The organism is Actinomadura sp. WAC 06369, assembly GCF_003947565.1.
GTDB classification, from domain to species: domain Bacteria; phylum Actinomycetota; class Actinomycetes; order Streptosporangiales; family Streptosporangiaceae; genus Spirillospora; species Spirillospora rifamycini.
In genome coordinates this window covers 1-18160 of sequence record NZ_QHJN01000077.1, presented here as the reverse complement: position 1 = coordinate 18160, position 18160 = coordinate 1, and the positions used below count along the sequence as shown (strand labels likewise).

The window sequence follows — 18160 nt, the reverse complement described above, 5'->3', positions numbered from 1 at the left end:
CGACGAACCGAACACGCATCGCCATCACAAGGCCGTCACCTGACGCAGACTTGACCCGACCTGGCCCGTCCTTGGCGAACCCGTGACCCTCGCCCGGCGATCAGCCGGACGTCCGGAACCCGGGCGTACCGTCCTCGATCGCCGCCCGCACGCTCTCCGCGAGCGCCTCGAACTCCGCCGCCCGCGGCGACGTCGCCCGGTACCCCAGCCCGATCCGCCGGAACGGCGCCGGGTCCCGGAACCGGTGCAGCGCCAGGTTCGGTGCCCGCCGCGTCTCCACCGGCAGCGCCGACTCCGGCACCAGCGTCACGCCCAGCCCGCCCGACACGAGCTGCACCAGCGTGGCCAGGCTCGTCGCGTACGTGGCCGCCACGGCCCGCGCCCCGACCTCCCGGCAGACGTCCATCGCCTGGTCCCGCAGGCAGTGCCCCTCGTTGAGCAGCAGCACGTCCAGCTCGCCCAGGATCTCCCGCGCGACGCCCTCGCTCGGCGCTTCGACGTCCTGCGACACGGGGGCGACGAGCACGAAGTCCTCGTCGTACAGCGGAACCTCGCGCACCCCCGCCACCGGCGACGGCAGCGCCATCACCACCACGTCGAGCCGTCCCGCCAGCAGCTCCGCCACGATCTGGTCGGTCTGCTCCTCGTGCACCGACAGCTCCAGCTCGGGGAAGTCCTTCGCCAGCCGAGGCAGCACCACGGGCAGCAGGTAGGGGGCGACGGTCGGGATGACCCCGACCCGCAGCGGCCCGACCAGCGGCCCCCGCACCGCCTTGACGTCCTCGACCAGCCGGTCCAGCTCCGCGAGCACGAACTCGGCGCGCCGCGCGACCCGCTCCCCCGCGGGCGTCAGCATCACCTTCCGCGTCGTCCGCTCCACCAACCGGGTGCCGAGCGTCTCCTCCAGCGCGGCCACCGCCCCCGACAGCGCGGGCTGACTCATCCGCAATGCCGCCGCCGCATCCCGGAAATGCAGATGCTCGGCAAGCGCCACAAACGCCCTGAGCTGCGCCACCGTAGGCCGACCGATCCCCACGCGATGAACTTACCCGAGCCCTTGACAGGCCCCGCACGCCCCGCCCGTCCCAGTGGACTCCGCCGCGCGAACGCAGAAATATCGCGCGGACGCGAACCCGGCGGGCCCGTCCGGACATCGAACGACATGGTGGCCGTGGTCGATCGGGGGACCACGGCCGCCCTTTCAGACCAGCAGGCCGCCGGTCGCGCGCAGGTTCTGGCCGGTGATCCAGGCGGCGTCCGGGCCCGCGAGGAACGCGACGACGTTCGCGATGTCGTCCGGACGTCCGATGCGGCCGAGCGCGGTGAACGCCGCGACCTGCTCGGTGGTGCCTTGCGGGTTCGTCTCCCGGAACAGGTCGGTGTCGGTCGTGCCGGGCGAGACCGCGTTCACGGTGATGCCGCGCGGGCCGAACTCGCGGGCGGCGACGGCCGTGAGCTGCTCCAGCGCCGCCTTGCTCGCCGAGTACAGGGCGTGCCCGGGCGCGGGCACCACCGTGTTGAGCGTCGACACGTTGACGATCCGGCCCCCGTCCGGCATCAGCGGTTCGGCGCGCCGCATGGCGAGCAGCGGGTACTTGGCGTTCACCGTCATGACGCGGTCGAAATCCGCGCCGGACGTCTCGGCGATCGGCCGGTGCGGATTGATCGCCGCGTTGTTCACGAGGATGTCGAGCCGCTCCCCGACCGGCTCGAACAGCGCGTCGATCGTCCCGGGGTCCTCCTGGTCGGCGCGCACCGCGACGGCCCGCCCGCCGAGCTGCCGGACGAGCGCCGCCGCGGCCTCCTCGTCCTCCCGGTAGCCGAACACCACGCGCGCGCCGTCCGCCGCGAGGCGCGCGACGACGGCCCGGCCGATGCCGCGCGAACCCCCGGTGACGAGGGCCGTCCTGTCCTTGAGCGTCCTGTCCTTGAGCATCACGGCCCGGACGCTAGCCCGCGGACGCCCGCCCGTCTTGAACGAACGCGAACAGTTCGGTCGGCGTGAGCCCGCTCATCGCCCGCACGTCCCGGCTGAAGTGCGGCTGGTCGGCGTACCCGCACGCGACCGCGGCCGCCGGGTCGCCGAGCACCTGCACGGCGCGCTGGAACCGGCCGATGCGCGCGACCGTCTTCGGCGGCACCCCGATGTGCCGCCGGAAGCCCGCCTGGAGGTGCCGGAGGCCGACACCCAGCTCGCGCGCCGTCCCGCCCACCGTCCCGGCGTGCGCCTGCAGCCGCCACCACGCCCGCAGGACGAGCTCGTCCGGCCGGGCCCGCGACGGCGCGAGCCACGCCGCCAGCCGCTCGTCGAGGACGTCGAACCGCGCGTCCCACCCGGGCGCCTCCGCGAGCCGGTCCGCGAGCCGCGACACCCGGGGGCCGAACACGTCGGCGGGCGCGGCGACCGTCCCCACCAGGTCGCGGATCGGGAGGTCGCACAGCGCCGCGACGCCCGCCGGGGTGAGCCCGACCGTCACCCCGCGCCGCCACGCCGCCGCGCCCGACACCAGCGGCGTCCCGCGCGGGCCGGTGACCGCCGAGCACGGGCCGTCGAAGTCGATGATCAGTGCGGCGAGGTTGAGCGGCAGCACCCGCCGCCGCAGCGGCCCCGGCGGCGCGGCCGCGCGGAACCCCGAGTACCCGACGACGTACGGGCGCAGCCGGGCGTGCGCCACCCGCACCACGACCTCGCACGGGCCGGTGTCGTCCGCCAACACGGAGTGGACGTTTGCCATAGGCCCATGGTCGCCCGACAGCCGGGTGCGGGTCACCGGTCCGGGTTCGCCCCCGCGTTCCGCTGGGAGAGGACGAAGACCAGGTACACGATCGCGAGCGAGCCCCCGAAGAGCGAGTCGGCCGTCTGGTCGTGGGAGGGATGGAGTGCCGTGCCCGTCGCGGTGAGGAGCAGCCCCGGCCACGCCAGCATGGCCAGGCTCTCGACGATCACGATCGCCCTGAACATCATGTGACGCGCGCCCATGACCGGGATGCGCGCCTCCAGCAGCCGGTTCAGGCCCGCGAACGCGAACATCAGCGCCACCGCACCCACCCACGGCCGCGTACAGGGTGGCGCCGAGCGACCACAGGTCCGACGCGGGGGCGACGTCCCCGCCCTCGACCTGCTCCGGGGACATGTACGCGGGCGTCCCCAGGATCGCGCCCGTGCGGGTGAGGGTGGCGTCGCCCTCGACCGCCGCGATACCGAAGTCGGTGAGCAGGACGCGCTCGCCCTCCAGCAGCACGTTGGCCGGTTTCACGTCGCGGTGGACGACGCCCTTCGCGTGGGCCGCCGTCAGGGCGTCCAGCATCGCCAGCCCGATCTCGGCGACCCGCTGGACGGGCAGGGCGCCGTCCTCGGCGAGCACCCGGTCCAGTGAACGGCCGCGCACCAGCTCCATGACGATCCACGGGCGGCCGTCGTCGCCCCGCACCCGGTCGTACACCGTGACGATGCCCGGATGCCGCAGCCGGGCGGCGGCCCGCGCCTCCCGCTCCATCCGCGCGTACCAGACGGCCCGTTCCTGCTCGCCGACCTGCTCGGGCACCCACAGTTCCTTGACCGCGACCTCCCGGTCGAGGTCGATGTCGTGCGCGCGCCACACCGAGCCCATGCCGCCGCGCCCGATGCGGTCCAGCCTCCGGTACCGGCCCGCCAGCACGCCTTCGCCGTCCCAGCTCACGATCACGAACCTAGTGCGCCCGCCCCACGCCGGAGAAGGGCTTTCCCCTATCTGGCGAACGCCCGCGTCTGTACGACTCGCGGACCCGGCGTCCGGCGCTACGGAGCGGGGGTGCGGTGCAGGCCGGCCGTGATCGCGGCGAGGGCCGCGCCGGCCTCGGCGCGGGCCTGGACGGCGTCCGGTGCGGCGCCCGCGGCCATGGCGGCCTCGCAGAGGGCGCTGAACAGGAGGCGGGTGAGCATCGGGGTGGGGGCGGGGACGAGTTCGCCGGCGGCGGCGAGGTCGTCGAGGAGGGTCTGGAGGGCGGGCAGGCCCATCTCCTCGTCCAGGCGGCGGCAGCGGTCGGCGCCCAGGGCCGCGGGCGCCTGCTGGAGCAGGGAGCGGTGCGCGGCGTCGGTGACGGTTCCGTCGAGGTAGGCGTCCAGCGCGGCGGTCAGGCGCGGCCACGGGTCCGGGTGCCGCACGGCCGCCGCCGTGACGTCCCGCACGAGGCGCTCCTGGCGGTCGCGGAAGACGGCCTCGAACAGGTGCGCCTTGTCGGTGAAGTGGTAGTAGACCGAGCCCTTGGCGACGCGGGCGGCGCGGGCGACGTCGTCGATCGTGGCGGCCGTGAAGCCCCGGTCGGCGAACAGCCGCGCGGCGGCGTTCAGCACCGCGTTCCTGGTGAGTTCGCGGTTCTCCGCCCGCCGGCTCTTGACGGTCATGCCCACCAAGATACAGTTTCCGACTATGAGTCAGTTTTCGACCAGCAGTCAGAAATCCGGGGAGCGTCACCGACCGTCCGGACCGGCCCGGCGGCTTCCCGGCGGGCGCCCGGTGACGCCCGGCGACTTTCCCGCGGTCTTCGCCGCCGGGTGGGCGCTGCCGAAGCCGGAGGGCTTCCTCGACCACTTCCGCCCGCTCGTGCACGCCGAGGCGACGTTCGTCCAGCCGATGTTCGCGGACGCGCGCGGCCCCGCCGAGGTCGAGGGCATGTTCCGGCGGCTCTTCGCCCTCTTCCCCGACCTGCGCCTCACCGTCGTCCGGGAGGCGGTCGCGGACGACACCGTCTACATCGAGTCGCTGTGCCGGGCGTCCCTCGGGCGCGGGCCGGTCGAGTTCGCGGTGTGCGACCGGTTCACCGTCGCCGGCGGGACGATCCGGGCGCGCCGGTCGTTCTCGGACCCGCTTCCCGTGCTGCTCACCGGCCTGCGCCGCCCCTCCTCCTGGCCCCGGCTGGTCCGCAGCCGGTTCGGCGGGCCGCCCGGCCGCTGATACCGAACAAGCGCCCGCTTGCGTATGCTGCGGGGCATGGGACTGCTGGACGGCCTGCGGGTGCTGGATCTGTCGATGTGGCGGCCGGGGCCGTACGCGACGCAGCTCCTCGGACGGCTCGGCGCGGACGTCGTCAAGGTCGAGCCCCCGGGCGGGGAGCCGATGCGCGCGTTCCGCGACCACTTCGACGTCCTGAACCGGCACAAGCGGAGCGTCGAGCTGGACCTGAAGAGCGCGGGCGGGCTGGCGCGGTGCCTGGAGCTCGCGCGGGACGCGGAAGTGTTCGTCGAGGGGTTCCGGCCGGGCGTCGCCGACCGGCTCGGCGTCGGGTACGCGCGGCTGCGGGAGGCCGCGCCCGCGCTCGTGTACTGCTCGGTCTCCGGGTACGGGGCGGAGGGCCCGCTGGCCGACGTGCCGGGGCACGACGTCAACTACCGCGCCTACGCGGGGGCGCTGGCGCGGGACGCGACGTCGGCGGGCGCCGAACTGGCCGTCGCCGACATGGCCGCCGCGACGATGGCGGCGTTCGCGGTCACCGCCGCCGTGCTGAAGGCGCGGGAGACCGGCGTCGGCGAGCGGATCGACCTCGGGATGGCCGACGTGCTCGCCGACTGGGTCGAGACGTCGCCCGACATGTCCGGCGCCGACGCGCCCGTCCCGGGCTACGGCGTCTACCCCACCAAGGACGGGCGGACGATCACGCTCGGCGTCGTCTCCGAGGACCGCCTGTGGGCCGCGACGTGCCGGGCCCTCGGGCTCGAACGGCACGCGGACGTCCCGTTCCTGCAGCGGTTCGAGCGGCTGGAGGAGCTCGACGGGGCGGTCGCGGACGCCGTCGCGGGACTCACGCGGGACGAGGCGGTGGCGCGGCTGTCGGCGGAGGGCGCGCCGGTCGCGCCCGTCCTCACCCGCGCCGAGATGCTCGCGCACGAGCACTTCCGGGCCCGCGGGATCGGGGACGGGCCGGTCCGGACGGCGAACCACGCGGGCCCGCCGCCGGGACGGGTTCCGGAACTGGACGAGCACCGCGGCGAGGGCTGGCGTCTCACGAAGTGAAATCCGTACGGATTCGTCCGATGTGTTTGGCATGCTGGAGCGCGTGAGCACGCGCGCGATGAGCCCGGTCCTGGTCGGGCGGACGGACGAGTTGCGCCGGCTGGAGGACGCTCTCGCCACGGCGCCCGGGGCGGTGCTCGTCGGCGGGGAGGCCGGCCTCGGCAAGACGCGGCTGATCCGGGAGTTCGCCGGGTGCGTGGCCGACCGGGCGCGGGTGCTGGTCGGCGGGTGCCTGGAGCTGGGCTCGGACGGCCTGCCGTTCGCGCCGTTCACCACCGTGCTGCGCGGGCTCGTCCGCGACATCGGCATCGACGGGGTCGCGGGGCTGGTGCCGCGCGGCGACACCGGCGCGCTGGCCCGGCTGCTGCCCGAGTTCGGCGAGCCCGAGCGGGACGAGGCGTCCGGCGAGGAGCGGGCCCGGCTGTTCGAGCTGGTGCTGACGCTGCTGGAGCGGCTCGCGGAGCGCACCCCGGTCGTGCTCGTCATCGAGGACGCCCACTGGGCGGACCGTTCCACCCGCGACCTGCTCGCCTTCCTGACCCGCAACCTCGGCACCGCGCCCGTCCTCATCGTGGTGACCTACCGGACGGACGCGCTGACCCGCGGGCACCCGCTGCGGACGCTGCTCGCGGGACTGGAGCGGGCCGAGCGGGTGCGCCGGCTGGACCCCGCGCGGCTGACCCGCACGGAGACGGCCGCGCTGGTCACCGCGCTGCTGGGCGACGAGCCGCCGGCGGGGCTGGTGGAGCGGATCGTCGAGCGCAGCGAGGGCAACCCGCTGTTCATCGAGGCGCTGCTCGACGACGACGGCACGCTGGCGTCCGAGCTGCCCGAGTCGCTGCGCGACCTGCTGCTGGCGGGGGTGCAGCGGCTGCCGGAGGAGACGCAGGAGGTGCTGCGGGACGCCAGCGGCGGCGGCACCCGCATCGAGCACGCGCTGCTCGCGGCGGTGTCCGGGCTGGACGACGCCGCGCTGACCCGCACGCTGCGCCCGGCGGTCGCCGCGAACGTCCTCGTCGTCGACGGGGACGGCTACGCGTTCCGGCACGCGCTGATCCGCGAGGCCGTCCACGACGACCTGCTGCCCGGCGAGCACACGCGGCTGCACACCCGGTACGCGGAGGCGCTGGAGAACGATCCGGCGCTGGTGCCGGACGGGCGGCTGTGGGTGGAGCTGAGCCACCACTGGAAGTCCGCGCACAACGCCGTCTGGGCGCTCGTCGCGTCGTGGCGGGCGGCGGGGTTCGCGCGCAAGGCGCTCGCGTACGCGGAGTGCCTGGCGATGCTGTCGCGCGTGATGGAGCTGTGGGAGCTGGTCCCGGACGCGTCCGAGCGCATCGGCGCCGACCTGGTGCGGGTCCTCGAGACGGCCGCGCGGACCGCCGACCTGGCGGGCGAGTACGAGAAGGGCATCAAGCTGGTGTCCGCGGCGCTGCGCGAGATCGGCGACGGGGACGACGACCCGGACGTCCGGGAGCGGCGGGCGGAGCTGCTCGCGCTGCGGGGCCGGATGCGGTACCAGACGGCCCGCACCGGGTTCATCGAGGACGTCCGGGCCGCCGCGGAGGCGCTGCGGTCCGGCCGGCGCACCGTGCTGCGCGCCCGCGTCCTGTCCACGCTCGCGACCTACATGCGCTTCACGACGAACATCGACGAATCGCGGGCCGCGGCGGCCGAGGCGTACGCGATCGCGCGGGAGCTGCGCGACCCGGCGGCGGAGTCGCACGCGCTGTGCACGCTGTTCTGCACCGACATCGACTACGGCGACGGCTCGATGCTCGACGAGATCGCCGAGGTCACGGCCCGCAGCGGCGACCACGCCGCGCTGATGCGGCACGCGGTGCTCCGGTCGCACTTCCTGGAGGGCGCCGGGCTGCACGAGGAGGCCGCGGAGGTCGCGCGGCTCGGGAAGGAGACCGCCAGCCGGTTCGGGCTCGCCCGCACCGACGGGACGTTCCTGTGCATCAACGAGGCGGAGCCGCTCCTCTCCCTCGGCCGGTGGGACGAGGCGGTCACCGTGATGGAGCAGGCGATGGCGCAGGAGCCGTCCGCCACGACCCGCACGGGGCTGCTCGTCATGTCGGGCGAGATCGCGCTGTTCCGCGGCGAGCCGGAGAACGCGCGGGAGCTGCTGGAGCGCGCGAGCCAGGTGGTGAACGTGCAGGCGGCGTGGCTGAAGACACAGGACTACTTCTCCACCCAGCGGCTCCGGACGCGGCTCGCGCTGGCCGACGGCGACCCGGCCGCCGCGCTGGACGCCGTCCGCGGGGTGCTGGAGCGGCCGGGCCTGCCGGACGACGCGCGGTACGCGTGGCCGGTGCTGGTGCTGGGCGCCACCGCCTGCGCCGAGGCCGGCCCGGACGCCGACGGCGACCTCGCGCGCATCGAGGAGCGCGCGGCGGCGCTGCCGGTCCGCGGCCGGCTGCAGCAGGCGCACCGGCTGACGTTCGACGCCGAGCTGGCCCGCGCCCGCGGCGTCCTCGATCCGGCCGCGTGGGACGGCGCCGCCGCCGCGTGGGAGCGGATCGGCGAACCGTTCCCGCGCGCGGGCGCGCTGCTGCGGGCGGCCGAGGCCGCGCTGTCCGCGGGCGACCACGACGCGGCGTCCGACCGGCTGGGCACGGCCGCGGACCTCGCCGCCGGGCTGCGCGCCGAGGCGCTCGCCGGGCGCATCGCCGACCTGCGGCGCCGCACCCGGAGCCCGCAGCGCGCCGGGACGGCGCCGCTCGGGCTGACGCCCCGCGAGTTCGAGGTGCTGCGGCTCGTCGCCGAGGGCCGCAGCAACCGCGACATCGCCGAGGCGCTGTTCATCTCCGCGAAGACGGCGAGCGTGCACGTCTCGAACATCCTCGGCAAGCTCGGCGTCGCCAGCCGCGGCGAGGCCGCCGCGACCGCGCACCGGCTCTCCCTGTTCCGGGAGGCCGGCGCGGCGCGGTGACGGCTCCGGGACGGCTCTCGGGGGCGGCGGCTACTCGGGGACGCGCGCCACGCAGAGCACCGTCTGCCCGAACGGCGGCTTGACGAACCGCTCGATCGTGCGGGTGAACGGCACGACCGTCCGGTCGTAGATCTTCACCAGCCGGGGGTCGGGGTAGCCGGCGCCGCCGCGCCGCACCGCGAACCACCAGGCGATGCCGCCGAGGAAGTTGATCGGCTTGAGGACCTCGGGGACGAGCCCCGCCTCGCGCACCGACTTCTCCAGCGTCGTCGGGGTGTACCGGGTGACGTGCCCGACCTTGCGGTCGAAGTCGCCGTAGAGCTGCATGTACCCGGGGACCCAGATGACGATCCGGCCGCCGGGGAGGGTCACGGCGGCGAGGTCGCGCAGCGCCTGGACGTCGTCCTTGATGTGCTCCAGGACGTTCATCATCACGACGGTGTCGACCTTCTGCCGGATCTCGATGTCGGCCGGCAGCGCCAGGTCGATGACCTCGACGTCGTCGTTGCCCTCGTAGCGCTTGCGCAGCTCACCGACGCAGTAGGGGTCGTTGTCGCTGACGACGAGGTAGTCGAGCCGGCCCGCGAACTGCTCGGAGAAGTGCCCGAGCCCGGACCCCACCTCCAGCATGGAGCGGCCCACGTGCGGCGCGACGGTGTCGTACTCGTACTTGCGGTAGTTGCGGGCCTCATCCCCGCCGAGGTGGTTCTCCAGCGCCCCCTCGCCGGCGGCGGGCTGGACGACGTCGCCGTCCCGTGCCGGCGGCGGCGCCGCGGGCGACCGCTTCGGGCCGCTGCCGATCAGGTTGAGGAGGGTTCCGGCAATGGACTTCTTCTGACCAGGTTGCTGCATACTTCCCGCTCGCTGGGTGCGTTCGCCGTAACGGCTGTCGTTTCGCCGGATCCTGGGACCTGCTCCGCAACGGGAGGGCCTGATCTCGGGCGCGAATTCCGGTCAGTGTATCGACACCAAGCGTGGCCGCGCGTCCTAGACGTGCCGGTGGACAGACTCGGCGCCGCTGGGGCCCGGCTCGGACGGGGCGATCCACGGCCCCGGGATGGACGGGTCGAGGACGCCTTCCTCGACCCACGTGAACGCGCCGTCGAGCACGGCCCGCGCGAGCCGCACGTCCGGTGCGTCCGTGTTGCGCCACAATCCGTCGAACAGCCCCTCCACCCGCACCCGGGACTGCTTGCAGAAGGCGTCCGCGAGCAGGAGCGCCGACTTGCCGGGGCCGCGCCCGTTCGCGTTCGCGCCGCCGTCCTGCAGCGGCCCCTTGCCGGACGCGTCGGCGTGCGCGCGCACACAGACGGCGCTCATCGCGTACAGTTCGGCGCCGATGTCGACCATTCGCCCGAGGAAGCCCTGCTTGCGTTCCAGGCCGCCCTGCCACCGGCCCGCCGCGTAGAAGACCGACCGGGCCAGCTTGCGGGACGCGCGCTCCACGTACCGCAGGTGCTTGGCGAGCGGGCCGAACTCCGCGTACGAGCCGGGCCGCCGCCCCGGGCCCGTGACGAGCGTCGGCAGCCAGCGCGCGTAGAACCCGCCGGCCCGCGCCGCCGCCCGCGCCTTGTCCCCCGCCGACGCGTCGGGGTCGATGATGTCGCCGGCCACCGACAGGTGCGCGTCGACCGCCTCCCGCGCGATCAGCAGGTGCATGATCTCGCTGGAGCCCTCGAAGATCCGGTTGATGCGCACGTCGCGGAGCATCTGCTCGGCCGGGACGCCCCGCTCGCCGCGCGCCGCGAGCGACGCGGCCGTCTCGTAGCCGCGGCCGCCGCGCACCTGCACCAGCTCGTCCGCCACCCGGCACGCCATCTCCGACGACCACAGCTTCGCGAGCGCCGCCTCGATCCGGATGTCGTTGCGCGCGTCGTCCGCCAGCCGGGCCGACAGGTCGTGCACGGCCTCCATCGCGTACGCCGTCGCCGCGATGAACGCCACCTTGCGGGCGACCGCCTCGTGCCGCCCCACCGGGCGGCCCCACTGCACCCGCTCCGCCGACCACTCCCGGGCGATCTTCACCGCCCACTTGCCGTTCGCCGCGCACATCGCCGGCAGCGACAGCCGTCCGGTGTTGAGGGTCGCCAGCGCGATCTTCAGCCCGGCGCCCTCCTTCCCGATCATGTTCGCCTTCGGGACGCGCACGTCGTGGAAGCGCGTCACGCCGTTCTCGATGCCGCGCAGCCCCATGAACGCGTTCCGGTTCTCGACCGTGATGCCGGGAGTGTCCATGTCGACGACGAACGCGGAGATCCCGCCCCGGTGCCCGTCCGACTCCGGGACCCGCGCCATCACCACGACGAGGTCCGCCACGACGCCGTTCGTCGTCCACAGCTTCACGCCGTTGAGGACGTAGTCGTCCCCGTCCGGGACGGCCGTCGCCCGCAGCCGCGCCGGGTCCGAGCCGACGTCGGGCTCGGTCAGCAGGAACGCCGTGATCCGCGTCGCGCAGCGCGGCAGCCACGCCTCCTTCTGCTCGTCCGTCCCGAACATCGCCACCGGCTGCGGGACGCCGATCGACTGGTGCGCCGACAGCAGCGCCCCGATCGCCGGGCTCACCGACCCCGCGACCATCAGCGCGCGCCCGTAGTGGAACTGGCCGAGCCCGAGCCCGCCGTACCGCTCGGGGACCTTCATCCCGAACGCCCCGAGGTCGCGCAGGCCCCGCAGCGTCTCGTCCGGGATGCGGGCGTCCCGCTCGATCCGCGCCGGATCGACCTCGTTCGCGCAGAACTCCGTGAGCTTCGCCAGGAACGCGTCGCCCCGCGCCCTGTCGTCCGCGCCGGGACGCGGATGCGGATGCACGAGGTCGAGCCGGAACTCGCCGAGGAACAGCCGCCTGCCGAAGCTCGGCAGCCGCCATTCCGCCTCCCGCGCCTCCTCCGCCGCCTTCCGCGCGGTCCGCTCGTCGACGTGCTCGTCCGTGCGCATCGGCTGACTCATGCCGGCTCCTCGACCTGACCCGTCCGTCCCCTTGGGTGCTCACTCCCCGGATCCGGCCGGAGTACTCCCTTTCCGCAGGTCGCCGCGGCCCTCGGCGCGGCGCCGCGCGATCTTCCTTGACGGGTCTCGGCAAAGCCCTTGACCGGCCTCGGCGGGCAGGGTTCGCTTTGCGTGATGGACGAGACACGCGGACCCACACTCATCGCCTCGGTGCAGCGTGCTCTGCATCTGATGGAGGCGGTGTCGTCGCACCCCGGCGGGGCGCCCGCCAAGCAGCTCGCCCGCGAGGCCGGTCTGCCCCTCGCCACCACCTACCACCTGCTGCGCACCCTCGCGCACGAGGGCTACGCCACCCGGCTGTCGGACGGCGTCTGGGTGCTGGGCGAGCGCGTCGCGAGCCTGCACGGCAAGAGCCGGGCGCAGCAGCTCCTCGCCCGCATCCGCCCCGCCCTCGTCGCGCTGCGGGACGAGCTCGGCGCCGCGGCGTACTTCGCCATGCACGTCGACGGCGAGATCCGGCTCATCGACATCGTCGACGGCCCCCGCACGCCCCGCGTCGACGTCTGGGTGGGCTTCGACGAGGCCCCGCACGCCACCGCGCTCGGCAAGTGCCTGATCGCCCAGCTCGACGAGGACCGCCGCCGCGACTACCTCGACCGGCACCGGCTCGCCGACCTCACCCCTTACACGATCACCGAGCCGCACCGGCTGCTCCGCACGCTGCGCTCGTCCACCGGCCTGTCCATCGACCGCGAGGAGTACGCGCTCGGCACCGGGTGCGTCGCGGTCCCGGTCACCGACGCGACCGGCACCGTCCGCGCGGCCCTCGCGCTCTCCTGCCGCCCCGCGAAGCTGCCCAAGATCGAGCGCGCCGCCGACCGGATGAAGGCGACCGCCGCCCGCCTCCAGCGGACGATCACCCTGCCGGTGCCCTGACGGGCCCGCGGCCCCCTCAGCGGCCGCGGAAGTCGGGGGCGCGGTTCTCCAGGAACGCCGCGACGCCCTCCCGGGCGTCCTCGCTGCCCGCGAGCCGCACCAGCTCGCCCAGCAGGTGCTCCACCTGGTCCTCCAGCGGGCGGCCCTCGATCGCGAAGAACGCGTCGCGGCCCCGGCGCAGCCCGAGCGGGCTCTTCGCCGCGATCGTCCGCGCCAGGTCGTCCACCCGCGCGTCCAGCTCGTCCCGCGGCACCACCTCGGTGACGAGGCCGATCTCCCTGCCCTCCGCCGCGGTGATGCGAACACCCGTGTAGTACAGCTTGAACGCCTGCTTCGGGACGACGTTCCGGTTGATGATCGCCATGATCATCAACGGCCAGAGGCCCACGTTCACCTCGGGCGTCGCCAGCTTCACGTCGTCCGCCGCGACCACCAGGTCGCACGCCGCCGCGAGCCCGAGCCCGCCCGCCACCGCGTGCCCCGCCAGCCGCGCGATGATCGGCTTGCCGAGCTTCGGAAACGCGGTGAACAGCCGGAACGGCGCGCTCTCCCGGATCGCCGCGGGGTCCGCCACGGACCGTCCGTCCGCCTGCTGCGCGCCGAGCCCGCCGAGGTCCGCGCCCGCGCAGAACGCCCGGTCCCCCGCGCCCGTCAGGACGATCACGCGGACGTCGTCGTCGTGCTTCGCCCGCTCGAACGCGTCGAGCAGCCCGTCGATCATCCGGTCGCTGAGCGCGTTCCGCGCGTCCGGCCGGTTCAGCGTGATCCGCGCGACCCGCTCGCCGACCGTGTACAGCACCGTCTCGTCCATGTCCGCCTCACCGTCCGCACCGACTACGACTCCGACGCACCGAGGATCCCACCCGTCCCCGGACGCCCGGAAGCGCGTGCGGCCCCGGCTCCGCGCCGTCGGGCGAGGAGTCGGGGCCGCACGCAGGTGGCGTGCCGTCAGGCCGCCGATCCGCGGATCAGAGGCGCTCGATGATGGTGGCGTTGGCCTGGCCGCCGCCCTCGCACATCGTCTGCAGGCCGTAGCGGCCGCCGGTGCGCTCCAGCTCGTGCAGCAGCTTGGTCATCAGGACGCCGCCGGTGGCGCCCAGCGGGTGGCCGAGCGCGATGGCGCCGCCGTTGGGGTTGGTCTTCTCCAGGGACGCGCCGGTGTCGCGCGCCCACGCCAGCGGGACCGGGGCGAACGCCTCGTTGACCTCGAAGACGTCGATGTCGTCGATCTTGAGGCCGGCGCGGTCGAGGGCCTTCTCGGTCGCCGGGATCGGGCCGGTCAGCATGTAGACCGGGTCCGAGCCGGTGACGGCGAGGGTGTGGATGCGGGCGCGCGGGGTGAGGTTGTACCGCTTGACGGCGGCCTCGGACGCGATCATGACGGCGGACGAGCCGATGGAGATCTGCGACGCGACGGCGGCGGTGATGCGGCCGCCCTCCCGCAGCAGCTTCAGCTCGCCCATCTTCTCGAGGGTGGTGTCGGGGCGGGCGCCCTCGTCCTTGCCGAGGCCCGCGATGGGGGCGATCTCCCGGTCGAAGTAGCCGGCCTCGATCGCCTTGGCGGCGCGCTGGTGGCTCTCCAGCGCGAACTTCTCCAGGTCCTCGCGGCTGAGGTCCCACTTCTCGGCCATGAGCTCGGCGCCGCGGAACTGGGAGATCTCCTGCATGCCGTACCGCTCGGCCCAGCCCTCGCCGTAGGGGAAGTCCATCCCCTTGACGATGCTGGAGCCCATCGGGACCTTCGCCATCTGCTCGACGCCGGCGGCGACGACCAGGTCCTGGGTGCCGGACATGACGCCCTGGGCGGCGAAGTGGATCGCCTGCTGCGAGGACCCGCACTGCCGGTCGATGGTCACGCCGGGCACGCTCTCCGGCAGGCCCGCCGACAGCCACGCGGTGCGCGCGATGTCGAGCGCCTGCGGACCGACCTGCATGACGCAGCCCATGATCACGTCTTCCACCGCGGACGGGTCGGCCCCGGTGCGGTCGACGAGCTCCTTGAGCACGTGCGCCCCGAGGTCGGCGGGGTGCACGTCCTTGAGAGCGCCCTTCTTGGTGCCGACGGGGGTACGGACCGCGCCGACGATGTACGCCTCGGCCACTACGCCTCCAACTGTCTGGGTTCCGTCCCGAAACCGAGTGTGATTCGGTCAGTCAGTATGAGATTACAGGGCCGATGGCGCAACGGCATGTGACGGGGGTTACCCGGCGGCGGCGGTCGCGCCGCGCATCGTCCCGCCGTCGGCGTCGTCGCCGAGCGACGCGCGGGCGAGGCGGGTCAGGACGTCCGCGAGCTCGGGATGCTCCTCGGGGGCCCAGCCGTCCACGTGCGCGGCCAGCCCCTCGCGGCGCGCGGCGAACAGCCGCTCGGCGACGTCCCGCCCCGCGTGCGTGATCGCCAGCACACCGTCGCGGCGCTCCACGAGGCCGTCGCCGACGAGACGGTCGACGAACGGGCGCCCGGTCTCCACCGGCACGCCCGCACGGGCCGCGAGGTCCTCGCCGCGGACCGTCCCGTCCTTGGCGATCCGGCACAGCGCCCACAGGCTGCCCGCCGGGAGGTCCACCCCGGCGAGGGCGCCCAGCCGCGCGTACAGGTCCCGGGCGCGCGGGTCGCGGCGCATCAGCTCGCTCAGGCACCGCTCCATCTCGTGCCGGGACGACCGGACGGTCGGCGCCGCGCCGAACCCCTCGCCGTAGTCGCGCGTCCGGGACGTCTCGCGCAGCGGCGTCTCCCGCAGGAACAGGGCCAGCAGGAACCCCACCGCGGCCACCGGGACCGCCCAGAAGAACACGGTGTCGATGGAGTCGGCGTACGCGTGCAGCACCTCGTTCCTGACCTGCGCGGGGAACCGGTCGAGCAGCGTCGGGTCGCCCTGGACGGCGCCCGGGTCGAAGCCCGGCGGCAGGTCCCGGGCGATCGCGTCGACGTTGCTCGCGAGCGTGTTGCTGAACACCGCGCCGAACACGGCGACCCCGAACGAGCCGCCGATCTGCCGGAAGAACGTGACGCCGGACGTCGCCGCGCCCAGGTCCCCGTACGGGACGGCGTTCTGCACGGCGATCACGAGGATCTGCAGGACCATCCCGAGCCCCAGCCCGAGCAGCGCGAACCGCAGGCTCATCGCGAGCGTCGAGGACGTCTCGTCCAGCTGCGACAGCAGGTACAGCGCGACCGCGATGATCGGCGTGCCGAGCACCGGGAAGACCTTGTACCGGCCGGTCCGGCTGACGATCTGGCCGGACCCGATCGAGGTCACCAGCATCCCGAGCATCATCGGCAGCAGGTACACGCCCGACAGCGTGGGCGACACGCCGTGCACGATCTGCAGGAAGATCGGCAGGTACGTGAGCGCGCCGAACATCGCGAACCCCACGACGAACCCGACCGCCGACCCGATCGCGAACACCGGGTGGGCCAGGAGCTTCGGCGGCAGGACCGGCTCCGCCGCGCGCCGCTCCACCAGCACCCAGACCGCGATCAGCACCGCCGACGCCCCGGCGAGCCCGATGATCTGCGGGGAGACCCAGTCGTAGGTCGTCCCGCCCCAGGTCGTCACCAGCACCAGGCCGACCGCCCAGCCGACGATCAGCAGCGTCCCGGCGTAGTCGATGCGGTGGCGCTCCCGCTCGCCGTGCGCGCGCAGCACCACCGCGATCACCGCGAGCGCCACGACGCCGATCGGCAGGTTGACGTAGAACACCCACCGCCACGACAGGTTGTCGACGAACCAGCCGCCGAGCAGCGGCCCGCACACGCTCGACACGCCGAACACCGCGCCGAACAGCCCCTGGTACCGGCCCCGCTCGCGGGGCGGCACGACCTCCCCGACGATCGCGATGGCCAGCACCATCAGCCCGCCGCCGCCGAGCCCCTGCAGCGCCCGGAACAGGATCAGCTCGGTCATCCCCTGCGCGATGCCGCACAGCGCCGACCCGATCAGGAAGACGACGATCGACGTCTGGAACAGCCGCTTGCGGCCGTACTGGTCGCCGAGCTTGCCCCACAGCGGCGTGGACGCCGTCGCGGCCAGCAGGTACGCCGTCACCACCCACGACAGGTGGTTCAGCCCGCCGAGATCGCTGACGATCGTCGGCAGCGCGGTCGACACGATCGTCTGGTCGAGGGCCGCCAGCAGCAGCGCCAGCATGAGCGCGCCCAGCACGGCGTACAGCTCCCTGCCCGCCGGCATGGCCGGTTCGGCCGGTTCGTCCCGCGCCGCCGTCATGCGTCCCCCTGCCCGTCCGTGACGTCAGGGGCCTACCCACGAGCCCGGCGGGATCACGTCACCGCAGCACGTCCCGCGCCACCTTCGCCGCACCCAGCGCCGCCGCGCTCCCGGACACCGCCAGCGCGCCCGCCGCCGCCCACAGCGGCACGCGCTTGCGGCCGCTCAGCCCCGTCACCACGTCGAGGGAGTCCACGCCGAGCCCGAGCCGCGCCCACAGCTTCCGGCCCTCCTCCCCGCTCAGCAGGTAGCCGGCGCCGAGCGCGATCTCGCGGGCGGCGAACATCCGGGTGACGAAGTCGCGGCCGCCGTCCGCGCCGCGCCCCATCCCCATCGCCCGGACGGTCAGCCCGGGCGCGGCGAACGCGGCGACGCCCAGCGCCACCCGACCCCGCGCGAGCTGCACCATCAGCTCGTCGATCTTGTCCCGCTCGTCAACTTCATTCACATCTGCCACAACCGCGAGGGTAGCGGGCCGATCCCGCGCCCCGACTCCCGGGTAACCCGCTACTTACACGTCTATCGTTCTAGGGAGGCGGCACTCCCCCGGTGGAAGGTGACCATGACAGGCATCATCGCCCTCATCGTGACGGCCCTGCTCGTCTCGTTCGCGATCCGCTGGGCGGCGGTGAAGATGCGCCTGCCCATGCCCACCCGGATCGCCGTGATCACCGTGTTCGTCCTGGTGGCGCTCACCCTGTACGGGACCCAGCTCCCGGATTGACGCGCAGATTCTTTCCCCGACGTCCGAACTTACCGGCCGGGCGGCGAGTCATACCTGACGAAACCGGCCGCACCGCCGGTCGCGGCATGCCCGCGACCGGTACCCCGTGCGGCATGGCCGGACCGAGGGAGACCCGCAGTGCCGCATCCGGCGACCGTCGTCCCCGAGATCGCCCCGCACCTCAAACGGCTGCTGGACTTCGTCGACCCGCAGCCGGGCGACGTCTGCCTGGACGTCGCGCGGGGCCGCGGACCGCTGCCCGCCCTGCTCGCGCCCCGCGTCCGCCGCCTCACCGCCGTGGACGCCGCCCGCGACGGCCGCGCGTTCCGCACCGGGCCCGTCCCGAGCGGATGCGGTCCGGCTGGAACAGCGACGACCTCGTCCGCCCGCCGCTCGT

The 18160-nt window shown here is 74.2% G+C and carries 15 protein-coding genes and 1 pseudogene; 6 read left to right on the top strand and 10 right to left on the bottom strand.

Going from position 1 to position 18160, the window contains the following annotated elements:
• Positions 1 to 100: 100 nt before the first annotated feature.
• The 4 genes from DMH08_RS21235 to DMH08_RS21220 all read right to left on the bottom strand — a co-directional run bounded on the left by DMH08_RS21235 (position 101) and on the right by DMH08_RS21220 (position 4384).
• Positions 101 to 1015, bottom strand: coding sequence for a LysR substrate-binding domain-containing protein (locus DMH08_RS21235; protein ID WP_267898562.1), 915 nt, complete (start codon positions 1013 to 1015; stop codon positions 101 to 103).
• A 186-nt stretch (positions 1016 to 1201) separates the two neighbouring features.
• Entirely contained in the window at positions 1202 to 1936 is a 735-nt protein-coding gene (locus tag DMH08_RS21230; RefSeq protein ID WP_125617267.1) for an SDR family NAD(P)-dependent oxidoreductase, read from the bottom strand.
• Positions 1937 to 1949: 13 nt separating this feature from the next.
• A complete protein-coding gene (locus DMH08_RS21225) occupies positions 1950 to 3680 on the bottom strand; it encodes a protein kinase domain-containing protein (RefSeq protein WP_199747925.1) in 1731 nt (576 codons plus the stop codon).
• Positions 3681 to 3778: 98 nt separating this feature from the next.
• Positions 3779 to 4384: a TetR/AcrR family transcriptional regulator gene (locus tag DMH08_RS21220; protein WP_125617243.1), complete on the bottom strand. Its 606-nt coding sequence runs from the start codon at positions 4382 to 4384 to the stop codon at positions 3779 to 3781.
• 112 nt (positions 4385 to 4496) lie between these two features.
• Between DMH08_RS21220 and DMH08_RS21215 the strand changes: the two genes are divergently transcribed.
• Genes DMH08_RS21215 through DMH08_RS42665 form a run of 3 tightly spaced genes read left to right on the top strand, consistent with a single transcriptional unit; the run spans position 4497 to position 8928 of the window.
• Positions 4497 to 4934: a nuclear transport factor 2 family protein gene (locus DMH08_RS21215; protein WP_158642366.1), complete on the top strand. Its 438-nt coding sequence runs from the start codon at positions 4497 to 4499 to the stop codon at positions 4932 to 4934.
• Positions 4935 to 4970: 36 nt separating this feature from the next.
• Positions 4971 to 5990: a CaiB/BaiF CoA transferase family protein gene (locus DMH08_RS21210; RefSeq protein WP_158642365.1), complete on the top strand. Its 1020-nt coding sequence runs from the start codon at positions 4971 to 4973 to the stop codon at positions 5988 to 5990.
• A gap of 43 nt (positions 5991 to 6033) precedes the next feature.
• The gene (locus DMH08_RS42665) at positions 6034 to 8928 is read left to right on the top strand and encodes a helix-turn-helix transcriptional regulator (RefSeq protein WP_325052936.1); all 2895 of its coding nucleotides are present in this window, start codon (positions 6034 to 6036) and stop codon (positions 8926 to 8928) included.
• A gap of 30 nt (positions 8929 to 8958) precedes the next feature.
• Here DMH08_RS42665 and DMH08_RS21200 read toward each other — a convergent pair whose 3' ends face one another.
• Positions 8959 to 9780 carry a class I SAM-dependent methyltransferase gene (locus DMH08_RS21200; protein ID WP_084550262.1) on the bottom strand — a complete coding sequence of 274 codons (822 nt, stop codon included), beginning with the start codon at positions 9778 to 9780 and terminating at the stop codon, positions 8959 to 8961.
• 135 nt (positions 9781 to 9915) lie between these two features.
• Complete coding sequence (locus tag DMH08_RS21195; protein ID WP_125617238.1) at positions 9916 to 11874, bottom strand: acyl-CoA dehydrogenase family protein; 1959 nt, start codon at positions 11872 to 11874, stop codon at positions 9916 to 9918.
• Positions 11875 to 12048: 174 nt separating this feature from the next.
• On the opposite strand from DMH08_RS21195, the gene DMH08_RS21190 reads away from it, so the two are divergent.
• Positions 12049 to 12810 (top strand): IclR family transcriptional regulator, encoded by a 762-nt coding sequence (locus DMH08_RS21190; RefSeq protein WP_125617236.1) that lies wholly within the window; start codon positions 12049 to 12051, stop codon positions 12808 to 12810.
• Between the two features lie 16 nt (positions 12811 to 12826).
• Here DMH08_RS21190 and DMH08_RS21185 read toward each other — a convergent pair whose 3' ends face one another.
• The 4 genes from DMH08_RS21185 to DMH08_RS21170 form a co-directional block, all read right to left on the bottom strand.
• Entirely contained in the window at positions 12827 to 13621 is a 795-nt protein-coding gene (locus tag DMH08_RS21185; RefSeq protein ID WP_125617234.1) for an enoyl-CoA hydratase/isomerase family protein, read from the bottom strand.
• A 157-nt stretch (positions 13622 to 13778) separates the two neighbouring features.
• Positions 13779 to 14912 carry an acetyl-CoA C-acetyltransferase gene (locus tag DMH08_RS21180; RefSeq protein ID WP_026402655.1) on the bottom strand — a complete coding sequence of 378 codons (1134 nt, stop codon included), beginning with the start codon at positions 14910 to 14912 and terminating at the stop codon, positions 13779 to 13781.
• Between the two features lie 99 nt (positions 14913 to 15011).
• Entirely contained in the window at positions 15012 to 17039 is a 2028-nt protein-coding gene (locus DMH08_RS21175; protein ID WP_125617232.1) for an MFS transporter, read from the bottom strand.
• Positions 17040 to 17097: 58 nt separating this feature from the next.
• Positions 17098 to 17496: a hypothetical protein gene (locus DMH08_RS21170; protein WP_233617717.1), complete on the bottom strand. Its 399-nt coding sequence runs from the start codon at positions 17494 to 17496 to the stop codon at positions 17098 to 17100.
• A gap of 105 nt (positions 17497 to 17601) precedes the next feature.
• Between DMH08_RS21170 and DMH08_RS41085 the strand changes: the two genes are divergently transcribed.
• Entirely contained in the window at positions 17602 to 17763 is a 162-nt protein-coding gene (locus DMH08_RS41085; protein WP_169528828.1) for a hypothetical protein, read from the top strand.
• A gap of 138 nt (positions 17764 to 17901) precedes the next feature.
• Positions 17902 to 18160 (top strand): annotated as a pseudogene (locus tag DMH08_RS21165) (class I SAM-dependent methyltransferase); the annotation flags it as partial.